14 protein-coding genes are annotated in these 12903 nt (G+C 40.7%); 11 read left to right on the plus strand and 3 right to left on the minus strand.

The features are described from left to right. Positions 1 to 15 precede the first annotated feature (15 nt). The 4 genes from AC20OE_RS13890 (at position 16) to AC20OE_RS13905 (ending at position 5898) form a co-directional block, all read left to right on the plus strand. Positions 16 to 3159: a bifunctional cytochrome P450/NADPH--P450 reductase gene (locus AC20OE_RS13890; protein ID WP_099663298.1), complete on the plus strand. Its 3144-nt coding sequence runs from the start codon at positions 16 to 18 to the stop codon at positions 3157 to 3159. A gap of 194 nt (positions 3160 to 3353) precedes the next feature. After that, the gene (locus tag AC20OE_RS13895; RefSeq protein ID WP_099663299.1) at positions 3354 to 4262 is read left to right on the plus strand and encodes a trypsin-like serine peptidase; all 909 of its coding nucleotides are present in this window, start codon (positions 3354 to 3356) and stop codon (positions 4260 to 4262) included. Positions 4263 to 4521: 259 nt separating this feature from the next. Next, positions 4522 to 4902, plus strand: a complete 381-nt coding sequence (locus AC20OE_RS13900) for a NucA/NucB deoxyribonuclease domain-containing protein (RefSeq protein ID WP_228280000.1) — start codon at positions 4522 to 4524, stop codon at positions 4900 to 4902. Positions 4903 to 5049: 147 nt separating this feature from the next. Further along, positions 5050 to 5898, plus strand: a complete 849-nt coding sequence (locus AC20OE_RS13905; RefSeq protein WP_039178899.1) for an STAS domain-containing protein — start codon at positions 5050 to 5052, stop codon at positions 5896 to 5898. Between the two features lie 32 nt (positions 5899 to 5930). Here the strand turns inward: AC20OE_RS13905 and AC20OE_RS13910 are convergent, their stop codons facing one another. After that, positions 5931 to 6473 carry an IseA DL-endopeptidase inhibitor family protein gene (locus AC20OE_RS13910; RefSeq protein WP_039178902.1) on the minus strand — a complete coding sequence of 181 codons (543 nt, stop codon included), beginning with the start codon at positions 6471 to 6473 and terminating at the stop codon, positions 5931 to 5933. A gap of 295 nt (positions 6474 to 6768) precedes the next feature. On the opposite strand from AC20OE_RS13910, the gene AC20OE_RS13915 reads away from it, so the two are divergent. Beyond that, positions 6769 to 7215, plus strand: coding sequence for a hypothetical protein (locus AC20OE_RS13915; RefSeq protein ID WP_039178904.1), 447 nt, complete (start codon positions 6769 to 6771; stop codon positions 7213 to 7215). A gap of 45 nt (positions 7216 to 7260) precedes the next feature. Here AC20OE_RS13915 and lexA read toward each other — a convergent pair whose 3' ends face one another. Continuing rightward, the gene (gene lexA / locus AC20OE_RS13920; protein ID WP_024425129.1) at positions 7261 to 7881 is read right to left on the minus strand and encodes a transcriptional repressor LexA; all 621 of its coding nucleotides are present in this window, start codon (positions 7879 to 7881) and stop codon (positions 7261 to 7263) included. 159 nt (positions 7882 to 8040) lie between these two features. On the opposite strand from lexA, the gene yneA reads away from it, so the two are divergent. The 6 genes from yneA to AC20OE_RS13950 all read left to right on the plus strand — a co-directional run bounded on the left by yneA (position 8041) and on the right by AC20OE_RS13950 (position 12456). Further along, on the plus strand, positions 8041 to 8352 hold the full coding sequence (gene yneA / locus AC20OE_RS13925) for a cell division suppressor protein YneA (RefSeq protein WP_034283425.1): 312 nt from the start codon (positions 8041 to 8043) through the stop codon (positions 8350 to 8352). Between the two features lie 17 nt (positions 8353 to 8369). After that, complete coding sequence (locus tag AC20OE_RS13930) at positions 8370 to 9017, plus strand: YneB family resolvase-like protein (RefSeq protein ID WP_041085133.1); 648 nt, start codon at positions 8370 to 8372, stop codon at positions 9015 to 9017. A 69-nt stretch (positions 9018 to 9086) separates the two neighbouring features. Beyond that, entirely contained in the window at positions 9087 to 9317 is a 231-nt protein-coding gene (locus AC20OE_RS13935) for a DUF896 domain-containing protein (protein WP_024425132.1), read from the plus strand. 187 nt (positions 9318 to 9504) lie between these two features. Further along, positions 9505 to 11508, plus strand: a complete 2004-nt coding sequence (tkt, locus tag AC20OE_RS13940) for a transketolase (RefSeq protein ID WP_059375396.1) — start codon at positions 9505 to 9507, stop codon at positions 11506 to 11508. 198 nt (positions 11509 to 11706) lie between these two features. Continuing rightward, positions 11707 to 12153: a sporulation inhibitor of replication protein SirA gene (sirA, locus tag AC20OE_RS13945; RefSeq protein ID WP_024425134.1), complete on the plus strand. Its 447-nt coding sequence runs from the start codon at positions 11707 to 11709 to the stop codon at positions 12151 to 12153. A gap of 84 nt (positions 12154 to 12237) precedes the next feature. Further along, positions 12238 to 12456: a YneF family protein gene (locus tag AC20OE_RS13950; protein WP_412855573.1), complete on the plus strand. Its 219-nt coding sequence runs from the start codon at positions 12238 to 12240 to the stop codon at positions 12454 to 12456. A gap of 259 nt (positions 12457 to 12715) precedes the next feature. Here AC20OE_RS13950 and AC20OE_RS13955 read toward each other — a convergent pair whose 3' ends face one another. After that, positions 12716 to 12889 carry an aspartyl-phosphate phosphatase Spo0E family protein gene (locus AC20OE_RS13955; RefSeq protein ID WP_369810454.1) on the minus strand — a complete coding sequence of 58 codons (174 nt, stop codon included), beginning with the start codon at positions 12887 to 12889 and terminating at the stop codon, positions 12716 to 12718. Positions 12890 to 12903 lie beyond the last annotated feature (14 nt).

The following is a 12903-nucleotide window of genomic DNA, read 5'->3' on the forward strand; positions in this document are numbered from 1 at the left end:
AAAGGGAGTGGGCATATGAAGCAAACATCAATCATTCCAAAACCAAAAACATACGGACCTTTTAAAAATATTCCCCATATAAAAAAAGGGGAGCTTTCTCAATCCTTTTGGCGGCTGGCAGATGAATTAGGACCGATCTTTCAGTTTGAATTTTCAAATGCAACAAGTATTTTTGTTTCCAGCCATGAGCTTGTCCAAGAAGTATTTGATGAGAGCCGTTTTGATAAATTTATTGGGACTAGTCTCAGTAAAGTAAGAGCCTTTGCAGGAGATGGGTTATTTACGAGCTGGACAGAAGAACCGAACTGGAGAAAGGCTCATCAAATCTTGATGCCAGCATTCAGCCAGCAGGCCATGAAGGGCTATCATGAAATGATGCTCGATATTGCCACACAACTCGTGCAAAAATGGCAAAGAACAGGCCGTGATGAAGAAATTGAAGTAGCTGAGGATATGACAAAGCTGACTTTAGATACGATCGGCCTTTGCGGTTTTGATTTTCGCTTTAACAGCTTTTATAAAGAAAACCAGCATCCATTTATAGAGAGCATGATGAAAGGCTTAAATGAAGCAATGGAGCAGTCGAGCCGATTGCCGATTGCCGATAAACTCATGATCAAAAGACGAAAAGAATTTGATCAGCATGTCGATTTTATGAAGCGATTAGTAGATGACATTATACAGGAACGAAGAAAACAAGATAAAACAGGCGATGATTTACTGTCACTTATGCTGCATGCAGAGGACCCTGAAACAGGTGAACGTTTATCTGATGAAAATATCCGTTATCAAATCATCACCTTCTTAATTGCAGGGCACGAAACAACAAGCGGACTGCTATCCTTTGCGATTTATTTCTTACTAAAGAATCCAGAGAAATTAAAGAAAGCTGTCCAAGAAGCAGATGAGGTGCTGCAAGGCGGATTGCCGACATTTAAACAAGTGCAAAAGCTAAGCTACACTCGTATGGTGTTAAATGAAGCCCTTCGCCTCTGGCCAACCGCGCCTACGTTCTCTCTTTATGCGAAAGAGGACACAGTAATCGGGGGAAAATATCCGATTCACAAGAATCAAAGTGTCTCTGTTCTGCTCCCTAAATTACACCGTGATCCAGCGGTATGGGGCGAGGATGCTGAAGAATTTAAACCAGAGCGGTTTACGCATCCTGAGAAAATCCCGCAGCATGCTTACAAGCCTTTTGGGAATGGACAGCGTGCATGTATCGGTATGCAGTTTGCCCTGCATGAAGCTACGATGGTTCTCGCGATGGTTCTGCATAATTTAGAGTTAATTGATCACACATCTTATGAGCTTGATTTAAAAGAATCTCTGACGATTAAACCAAACGATTTCAAAATCAAGGTGCGGCCAAGGAAGCAACAATTCTTTATGGCACCACCGAAAGAAGAACCGAAAAAAAGCAACCAATCTGGTGAGTCAAAAGTGCCGAGTCACGGTACACCGCTGCTAGTTTTGTACGGATCGAATCTTGGCACAGCAAAGCAAATAGCGAACGAATTGGCGGAAGACGGGAAAGCAAAAGGATTCGATGTGACCACTGCGCCGCTTGATGAATATACATGCCAATTGCCAGATACAGGCGCTGTCCTCATCGTGACCGCTTCATACAACGGATATCCGCCTGACAATGCGAAGCAATTTGTGGATTGGCTGGCGCAAGATGAGGAGCAGGATTTATCAAACGTGACATTTGCGGTCTTTGGATGCGGAGATCGAAACTGGGCGAGTACGTACCAGCGGATCCCCCGTCTGATTGATGAGGCCCTTGAAAAAAAAGGTGCCAAACGTGTAGCTGATTTAGGAGAAGGTGATGCAGGCGGTGATATGGATGAGGATAAAGAAATCTTCCAGAAAACTGTCTTTGAACAGCTTGCAAAAGAATTTAAGCTCACCTTCCAAGAAAAGGGGAAGGAAAAACCAAACCTATCAGTTGCTTATACGAATGAGCTAGTGGAGCGTCCTGTAGCCAAAATATATGATGCCTTTTCAGCTGTTGTATTGAAAAATGAAGAATTACAATCAGAAACAAGCACGAGGCAGACAAGACATATTGAATTGAAATTGCCTGCTGGAAAAGCATACAAAGAAGGGGATCATATCGGGGTTGTACCGAAAAATAGTGATGCACTCGTTGAGCGTGTGACCCGCCGCTTTAAACTAAATCCAGAGCAGCATATTAAGCTTTCATCTGAGAAAGAGGCAAGTCATTTACCATTAGATCAGCCAATTCCAATCAAAGAATTACTCGCCTCACATGTTGAGCTTCAAGAGCCTGCGACACGTACACAGCTAAGAGAGCTCGCAGCACATACGGTATGTCCGCCTCACCGCGTGGAGCTTGAAGAGATGGCTGGTGAAGCATATCAAGAAGCCATTTTAAAGAAACGAGTAACCATGCTGGATTTATTAGATCAATATGAAGCGTGCGAGCTGCCGTTTGTACACTTTTTGGCGCTTTTACCAGGTTTGAAACCGCGTTATTATTCGATCTCTAGCTCGCCTAAGGTAGATGCAGAAAAAGTCAGTATCACAGTAGCAGTTGTAAAAGATAAAGCGTGGAGTGGCAGAGGAGAATATGCCGGAGTTGCCTCAACCTATTTATGTGGTCTAAAAGAAGGAGAAGAAGTAGCCTGCTTCCTGCATGAAGCGCAAGACGGATTCCAGCTGCCTCCTTCATCAGAAGTGCCGATGATCATGATCGGACCAGGTACAGGAATTGCTCCATTTAGAGGATTTGTTCAGGCAAGAGAAGTGTGGCAGAAGGAAGGGAAGCAGCTAGGCGAAGCCCACTTATATTTTGGCTGCCGTCACCCTGAGGAAGATGATCTATATTTTGATGAAATGCAGCTTGCCGCGCAAAACGGAGTTATCCATATCCATCGTGCTTATTCTCGTTACGATGAGCAAAAAGTATATGTCCAGCATTTGTTGAAAGAAGAAGGCGGCATGCTCATCGAATTGCTTGATCAAGGTGCCTACCTTTACGTGTGCGGAGACGGAAAAGTCATGGCCCCAGATGTAGAGGCTACACTAATCGATCTCTATCAAAACGAGAAACAATGCTCGAAGGAAACAGCTGAAAATTGGCTGACAGCCCTTGCAAATGACAATAGATATGTAAAAGATGTGTGGAGCTGACAAAAGGAAAGACCGCCAATTAGGCGGTTTTTTTCTATTCTCATAGAAAGAGATCGATAGAATGAAGGGGTGGGAAGATACAAAACACCTAATTTAAAAATGAAATATTTTGTAAAAAATAAGAATATTCTCTCATTTACTCCAATATGAAACAATCGTATGATTTTTGATATAGGACATAAAGGAGGAATATGATGAAAAAGGTGAAAATGTTACTCCCTTCTCTTCTCGTTTTTGGTGCTTTAAGTGTGCCTAGTTTTGCCCAAGCCACATCGGATTCAGTACTAACGTCTGATTATGACATGGTGACTTCTGATGGAAAAGTGATTTCTTCAAGTGATTTCCACAATGATACGAAAGCCCCCTCATCCTTTGACAAAGTGGATGATCTTTCTTCTACTGTTGGCGAAAAAGTAAAACCACTATCAAAATATTTAAAAGATTTTCAAACAAAAGTCGTCATTGGAGACGATGGTAGAACCAAAGTAGCAAATACAAGAATAGCACCATACAATTCGATTGCTTATATTACATTTGGCGGCTCCAGCTGTACAGGGACACTCATTGCTCCTAATAAAATTTTGACAAACGGACACTGCGTGTACAATACGGCATCGAGAAGCTATAGTGAAAAAGGAACCGTATATCCAGGTATGAATGATAGTACTGCGGTGAACGGTTCAGCAAAAATGACTGAGTTCTATGTGCCAAGCGGGTATATTAATACTGGTGCAAGTCAATATGACTTTGCCGTAATCAAAACCGATACGAATATTGGCAATACGGTCGGCTACCGATCCATCCGCCAGGTGACAAACTTGACTGGGACAACCATTAAAATCTCAGGATATCCTGGTGATAAAATGAGATCGACTGGCAAGGTGTCACAATGGGAGATGTCAGGTCCTGTGACGAGAGAAGATACGAATCTAGCATACTATACGATTGATACATTCAGCGGAAATTCAGGTTCTGCCATGCTAGATCAAAACCAGCAAATTGTTGGAGTTCATAACGCTGGGTATTCAAACGGAACGATGAATGGCGGTCCAAAAGCGACAGCTGCCTTTGTTGAGTTTATAAACTATGCGAAAGCGCAATAAAAAATAGAGCTTGTTTCCTTCATAGGGGACAAGCTTTTTTGTATGAATTCATTTAATAGAGGATTCATTTTTTTAACCTGTGGATTTGAGATTGAGAGCTACATCAATTTTTTCACATGTCATTCGCGAACCACTCATACATTAAAATGTCACATTTCCTTTAAGTCAAAACCATGCTTGAGATGGATGAGGAGGTCACGCGCTTTTGAAGATGAAAAGAGGCTGGATCGCTGCTGTCGCTTTATGTTTTGTGATATGGATGGGCATGTTGTTAGGTGGATTTGGAGAGAAGCAGGCAGCAAAAGGGGCTGATCGATATGATCATGTCGTTCAATTTCCAAAGGAAAGGTACCCTGAAACAGGCAGTCATATTCAAGAAGCCATTCGAAAAGGGCATTCAGATGTGTGTACCATTGACAGGAATGGAGCAGATGCCCGCAGGCAAGAATCATTAAAAGGGATTCCGACAAAACCTGGATTTGACCGGGATGAATGGCCGATGGCGGTTTGTCTTGAGGGAGGAAAAGGCGCAAGCGTTCAATATGTCAGTCCATCTGATAATAGGGGAGCAGGCTCATGGGTCGGGCACCAAATCAGCGGATTTCCTGATGGGAAAAGAATATTATTCATTGTGAAATAAATCTGAGGAAAAGGCACCCCTCGAGCGGGTGCCTTTTTTGTTTATGGCAGAGCGTATCCGAGCTGGCAGGGAAAAAAGATTCAGTGGTACAATCAATCTATAAGGTACAAAGACTGACAAGAAGAAAATGTGAAGGGACATTTGCTTATGGATAAGAACCGTGCATTATACGATTTTTTTATGCAGCATGCAGAGAAGCTGACTGAAACATGGTATGAATCAATTGAGGACGATGATCCAGAATCGATATATCGTTCAACAGATTCCAGCATCATTGCAGAGCTAAAACGGCAGAATCAAGATTATTACCAGCACTTTATACGAGCTATTATTGAAGACAAGACATATTTACATACTGAATTTAAAAAATGGTCTGAGGATTTAGCCAGTGATCCGAAGCATTTAAATACACCATTAGATTATGTCGTAAGAGAATACATGTCTAATCAAAGAGTCGTTCTGCATTACTTAAAAGAATTTATTAAACAGCGTCAAGGTGACATTGATATTGACCGCATTTTTTATTGGTATGATTTAATTTCCGAAGCGTTTAATATTTCAATCCATGTGTTTATCCAGCAATATGTGAAAAATACAACGAAGAAGCTTGTGGCTCAAAGAGATATGATTTATGAATTGAGTTCACCGGTGATTGTTTTAAAAAGCCAGATTGCGTTGTTGCCTTTAGTAGGTGATATTGACACAGCGAGAGCAAAGATTATTTTAGAAAATACGCTAAAACAGTGCTCGCAAAAAGGGGTTCAGCATTTATGTATTGATCTATCGGGTGTTGTCATTATTGATACAATGGTGGCTCATCAAATCTTTGACCTTGTTACGTCACTTCGGTTAATTGGAGTAGAGACGACCATTTCAGGAATTAGACCAGAAATTGCTCAAACAGCAGTACAGCTCGGGCTTCCTTTTAATGAATTTCGCACGGCATCATCACTTGCTCACGCGCTGGACCGCATGACTGAATTTTCTCCAATATAAAAACCAGGCCGATGAGAGGCCTGGTTTTTTATTTAGATGACAGCGTCAATTTGTGTGACTTTCCAATCTTTTTGTACTTTTTCGTACGTAACAGTTCGTTTTACTTTGCGTCCATCAAGTGTTGGGACAGTAAATTCATATGTGCGGACTGTTTGCTTCTTAGAAACAAGTTTAGGTGTGGCTTTTTCCCAATTGAGCATGTTATCTCCGTCACCGACTGGAACAGCCATTTTGCCTTTATGAACAATAAACTGATAATCTTTTAAACCATGTTTGATGGCATCTTGAGTGAACACTTGAGATAGGTAGCTGTTTAATTTTTTCTTTGTATCAAATGTTTTAGAAAGATAGTTGTATGTCATATCTTTATAGGTAAATGATTTTAATTTGTAATTAGAATGTTCTTTAATTTTGTAGCCTGACATTGCACTCCAAAAGTGTTCTCTTGCATCAAGGGCAATATGTAACGCTTCTTTATTTGTCAAAGCGGCTGATTTCTTGGAAGCGGCCAATGTTGTAGTTTGTAATGAGATCATAAGCATAATAGCAGTTAATAAAACAAATAATTTTTTCAAGGCAATTGCCTCCTTTTCTCAATGAAAACTTCTTATGTTACAAATGTTACAATAATTACAGTGATATTACAAGTATTAAATCTAAATGTTTTTTTATTTCTTTTGTTTCTAATTATATAACGTTTGAGGGAGACAAAAAGTTTTCATTTTTTTATTTTTCTTCTTAATGATTATTTAACCGTTCTAAAGAAGAACGAAACGTCTTTTGGAAAAATTTCTATTTAGACGTTTAACACACTTTTTTATTTATGACATATACTGTCGTGATGAATGTCTAAAGAAAGTGGTGTTTATTATGTATCATCCGTATGAAGGTGTGTGGAATGGGTACTCATATGATAGGCAGATGCAAGGATTTCCATCTGTTGGTATTCCTCAAGGTGGAGGGTTTCCTGGGTTTCCGATCGGAGGAGGTACTTGGCCAGGGCAAGGTTCAGGCGGACAATCTGCACCGCCGGCACCGCCGCAGCATATCATTTCGCAGTATCAACAAGCACTCTCGCAGCCACAGAGTATGCAGTCGCTTATATCTGGGCACGGTGTTGGCGGAGGTCATCAAACTGTACAATTTGCAGCGGGATGTAATAGAAGATGGACAATTGTGTTTTTGAGAAACGGTCAAGTATTTTTAATGTTCGTTCTTTCCTCACAGCCTTTTGGCCGAACAACTGGTTTTATATGGCCGAACTTTACATTTGGTTCCTTCCCAAGTTCAAGTATTCTTGCCTATTCTTGTGCATAAGAAAAAGCCGGTTCTCATCAGCAGCTGATGAAATACCGGCTTTTTTTAATGAATATTTCGAAATACGCCAATCACTTTACCTAGTATACTCACATTCTGTAAAATAATCGGTTCCATTGATGGGTTCTCTGGCTGTAATCTAAAGTGTGTATCTTCTTTATAAAAGCGTTTGACTGTCGCTTCATCTTCCTCTGTCATGGCGACCACAATATCACCATTGTTAGCGGTGCTTTGCTGACGCACGATGACATAGTCCTTGTCCAAAATACCTGCATCAATCATACTTTCTCCCATAATTTCAAGCATAAACACTTGTTCATCTGGTGCTGCAAAAGTCTCTGGAAGGGGGAAGTATTCTTCTACATTTTCAACAGCAGTGATAGGAAGGCCGGCCGTTACTTTTCCGATGACTGGAACGTTCATTACAGCACTCTTTGGAATATTCATTTCCTCTTCATCTAGTACTTCGATCGCTCTCGGTTTTGTCGGGTCTCTTCTAATTAAGCCCTTTGTTTCTAGTCTAGCTAAATGTCCATGGACCGTTGAACTGGATGCTAGACCGACAGCTTCTCCAATTTCACGGACGGATGGGGGATAACCCTTGCTTTTTACTTCATCTTTGATGAATTTCAGGATATCGAGTTGTCTTTTTGATAGCTTCGTCATCTTTTGCACCTCAAAACGTCAATTTTAAAGAAATTATAGCATGTTTTTCCTAACAGTACAAACATAGGTTCGAAAAAAACGTTTGACAGAAACATTTGTTCGTATTTATAATGAGTGACAGAAAGAGCGAACACATATTCTATTAGGAGAGATGACATTATGAGGTTAAAAGAATCTATTATTTTTATTGGGGTATTCTCATTCATCGTTGGCATATTTCTCTCACTTATTGCAGTCACAAGCCATAATGATACAAATCAGTATGTTAAAATAGAGGTTCAATCAGGTGATACTCTTTGGGGGTTAGCTGATCAAGTAAACGACAGCAAATCAATCGACAAAAATGCATTTATTGATTGGGTTACCGAACACAATGATCTTGCTTCAACTGAAATCCAGCCTGGCGACATTCTTGTTATACCCGTCAAAAAAGAGCATCCAGTCGTATATCAGCTTGCAACAGTACAGTAGAAAGGTCGATTTTAGACATGAACGCAATCATTTATGCGAGAGTAAGCACTGTCAAAGAAGAGCAGGAAACCTCGTTGAAAAGACAAGAAGAAGAACTGCTGGCGTTAGCTGCCATGCACAAGATGAATGTGGTCAAAGTCATCAAAGAAAAAGCAAGTGGATATGATTTAGATCGTGATGGTGTGTTTGAAATGCTTGCTGCACTGAAGGAAGAGTCAATCGATGCCGTTTTGATCCAGGATGAAACTCGTCTTGGAAGAGGACAAGCAAAAATTGCACTTCTTCATTGTTTATTTAAAGAGAACGTAAAGGTATACAGCGTGTTTCATAGAGGAGAGCTTGAGCTTTCAGAAGCAGATGAAATGGTCATTGAGATTGTAGGAGTCGTCGAAGAATACCAACGGAAAATTCATAACCTGAAAATCAAGCGGGGAATGAAAAGGGCAGTTGAGCGCGGATATCAGCCTGAACTGAATTTAAGGCAGCAGGACCATGCACCTGGCCGTGAGCGTATTGAAGTGCCGATTTCAGAAATTGTTCGATTAAGAAAAAACAATATGACATTCGCCGAAATTGCCGCAACTCTTCAGGCATTAGGTTTTGACATTTCAAAAGCAACGGTGCATAGAAGGTATCAAGAATATGAAAAAGACCTTACCACCTAAAGCGTGATTTGTTGTCAAAATGATTGATATTTAGTAGTATGTAGAGAAAATGCTTTAAAGGAGTTTGTCATGATTTCTAAAGAACAGCTTGCAAGAATAAATGAGCTTTCAAAAAAGTCGAAAGAGACCGGTTTATCAGACGCTGAAAAAACAGAACAAAAGCAGTTGAGAGAAGAGTATTTGAAAGCTTTTCGTTCTTCTATGAAAAATACACTTAAAACTGTCAAGATCGTTGATCCTGAAGGAAACGATGTCACACCAGAAAAATTAAAAAGAGAAAAAGATCAGAACCTTCATTAAGGCTGTGATTTCTTGAATTTTGAAAAGATGGGAAGATTATTCTCGTCTTTTTTCATATTTGCATAACTTTTTAGGTGATCGATAAACTAAATGTGACAAAATCCTTCTTTTTCAGCGTGAAATAGTTGTGAAAAAAGGACAGTAGATTTATGATAATGGTGTACACAAGATACGGAAGGGGATTTATATGGAAACGATTGAATTGAAATCTATTGCAACAATACGTACTCTCTCCATAGACGCAATTGAAAAAGCGAATTCCGGTCACCCAGGAATGCCGATGGGTGCTGCACCAATGGCGTACGCTTTATGGACGAATCACTTAAACGTAAGTCCGCAAAATCCAAAATGGTTTAACAGAGACCGCTTTGTTTTATCTGCGGGACATGGTTCTATGCTTCTATACAGCATGCTTCATTTAAGCGGATACAATCTGAGCATCGATGATCTAAAACAATTCCGCCAATGGGGAAGCAAAACACCTGGACATCCTGAATTTGGACACACAGAAGGCGTAGATGCCACAACAGGTCCTTTAGGCCAGGGAATTGCTATGGCAGTAGGGATGGCACTTGCAGAAAGACATCTTGCGGAAACGTATAACAAAGACAACTTTCAGGTTGTAGATCACTATACATACAGCATTTGCGGAGATGGAGACTTAATGGAGGGGATTTCCTCAGAAGCTGCTTCACTTGCTGGTCATTTAGGCTTAGGCCGTTTAATCGTTCTTTACGATTCAAATGACATTTCTTTAGATGGCGACTTAGATCGCTCATTCTCTGAAAATGTGAAGAATCGTTTTGAAGCGATGAACTGGGAAGTTCTTTACGTGAAAGACGGCAACAACATCGAAGAAGTAACAGCTGCTATTGAAAAGGCGAAACAAAGCACAGACAGACCTACTTTAATCGAAGTGAAAACAACAATCGGTTTCGGTTCGCCAAACCGTGCGGGAACGTCTGGTGTGCATGGTGCACCTCTTGGCAGCGAGGAAGCTAAGCTGACGAAGGATGCTTACTCTTGGACGTTTGAAGAAGATTTCCATGTACCTTCTGAAGTGTACGATCATTTCAAAGAAGCTGTCAAAGACGCTGGTCAGAAAAAAGAAGCAGCTTGGAATGAGCTGTTTGCGCAATACGAAAAAGAATATCCAGAGCTGGCAGCACAGCTGAAGCTTGCGATTGAAGGAAAGCTTCCTGAAAATTGGGACCAAGAGGTTCCTGTTTATGAAGCAGGTTCAAGCCTTGCCTCCCGCGCTTCTTCAGGCGAAGTGTTAAATGGCATTGCAAAGCAAGTACCTTTCTTTATTGGCGGGTCTGCTGACCTTGCTGGATCAAACAAAACAACGATTAAAAACACGGATGATTTCGGAAAAAATAATTATGCCGGCAAAAACATTTGGTTCGGTGTGAGAGAATTTGCAATGGGTGCGGCGCTCAACGGTATGGCGCTTCACGGCGGTCTTCGTGTATTCGGCGGAACGTTCTTTGTTTTCTCAGATTACTTAAGACCAGCGATTCGTCTTGCTGCCTTAATGGGACTTCCAGTCACATACGTCTTTACTCATGATAGTATCGCTGTTGGTGAAGATGGTCCAACACATGAACCGGTTGAACAGCTTGCTTCACTGCGTGCGATGCCTAACCTTTCCGTTATTCGCCCAGCAGATGGAAATGAAACAGCTGCAGCGTGGAAACTAGCTGTATCTTCAACTGATAAACCGACTGCACTAGTTCTTACTCGTCAAAACCTTCCAACGATTGACCAGGCACCAGAGAAGGCATATGAGGGAGTAGAAAAGGGTGGTTACGTTGTGGTTGAAGCAGCTGATGCACAGCCAGAAGCACTTCTACTCGCTTCAGGATCTGAGGTTGGTTTAGCCATTGAAGCCCAAAAAGCACTTGAAAAAGAAGGTATCCGCGCATCTGTTGTCAGCCTTCCTGCATGGGATCGCTTCGATCAGCAGTCAGACGAATACAAAGAATCCGTTCTTCCTAAAGCAGTACGTGCACGTATTGCGATTGAAATGGGTGCTTCACTTGGCTGGGAGCGTTACACTGGCCTTGACGGTGACGTGATTGCAATTGATAAATTTGGCGCATCTGCACCAGGTGAAACCATTATCGAGAAATACGGATTTACTGTCAGCAATGTAGTCAGCCGTGTGAAAGCGAAGCTGAATAAATAAACGAACTCCAAGCATCATGCTTTTTTGCTATCTGTTTGCAGAGCATTTTCATCCGCTCTGCAAACTTTTTTCTTTTTTCTTGTTTTTTTGACAAAACTAGTTTCTTCTTGCTTCATATATAGACAATTCTTTCTTTCACATTTTTGTATAATACAAGCAATAAACGAGATTGACGAAATGTGAAAGGAAGGGATAGACATGGAACGCCATTATTATATTTATTGGATTGAGGATGAATTTGCACATCACTATTTTGGCAGAGAATCGATTTTGTTTCATTTGTTTGAGTCGTTACACTGGACGAATCGCACTGACGATGAGTTAGTTATGCTTGTGAAGCAAGTGGATTATGTGACGAAACGAATCCCTGCTTTTCATATGCACCAGCGTCTCATGAATAACTTAACGAACATTCACTATACACAAATAGGCTCGATTTACAGCGCTTCCTTACCAGATGGAAAAGGAACCGCAGCATTTATTATTAAAGACCGGTATATCCAAATGTCTGCCACTGGCAGTTATGAAGCAGAAGCGGTGTTTTTTGAAGTGCTGAGAAAAATCAGCCCTTGTTTTCTTGCGATGGACTTTAGTTCAAAGAAGCACGGGTGGCTTAATCCAGTAAAAGTGAGGAATTTTGTTTAAAAAAATAAAATTGAACGTGAAATGTTGTATAATAGCCTTTTGTTTAGTACACTTTATACGAGACAACATGAAGGAGGAAGAATTATGGATTTATGGGTTGGCATCCTTGTAGGCGTTGTTGCACTGCTTGCAGGAGTTGCACTCGGATTCTTTATTGCTCGTAAGTATATGATGAGCTATTTGAAAAAGAATCCACCGATTAATGAACAAATGCTTCGAATGATGATGATGCAAATGGGCATGAAACCGTCCCAGAAGAAAATCAATCAAATGATGAAAGCCATGAACAACCAAGCGAAATAATACGTACGATATTATGATCATAGATGGAACATGGTTATAAAGAATGGACAAGCGTTGTCCTTTCTTTATTCAATTCACCTTCATCAGACGCTTAAAACCACTGTACTTGCATGAATGAAGCAGGGAAGGTGGTTTTTATTATTGCGTCAAACAGCATGAAAAACAAAAAACCCCTATATCAGAGGTTTTCGTTTCTTTTATGGTCACACATATCAACTGTTCTACAATGGTTCGGCATGTTTGATATCATGAAGTATAATTAGTTGGCTGAGTTTGAGTGTAAGTGTCGTTGATATTGTAAGAGGAGATGATCTAGCTGCTGGCTATGTTCGATGGTCACTGTTGATGTCATCCCATTATGCAAGACAACTTTCATCAGCTCTTCTCTTTTTTCTTCGATTTGAGTTAATAATGATGTTTTTACCAAAGTCATGTTCCTTTCATGCA

The sequence above is a fragment of the Bacillus sp. SRI_025 genome (genome assembly GCF_057592095.1).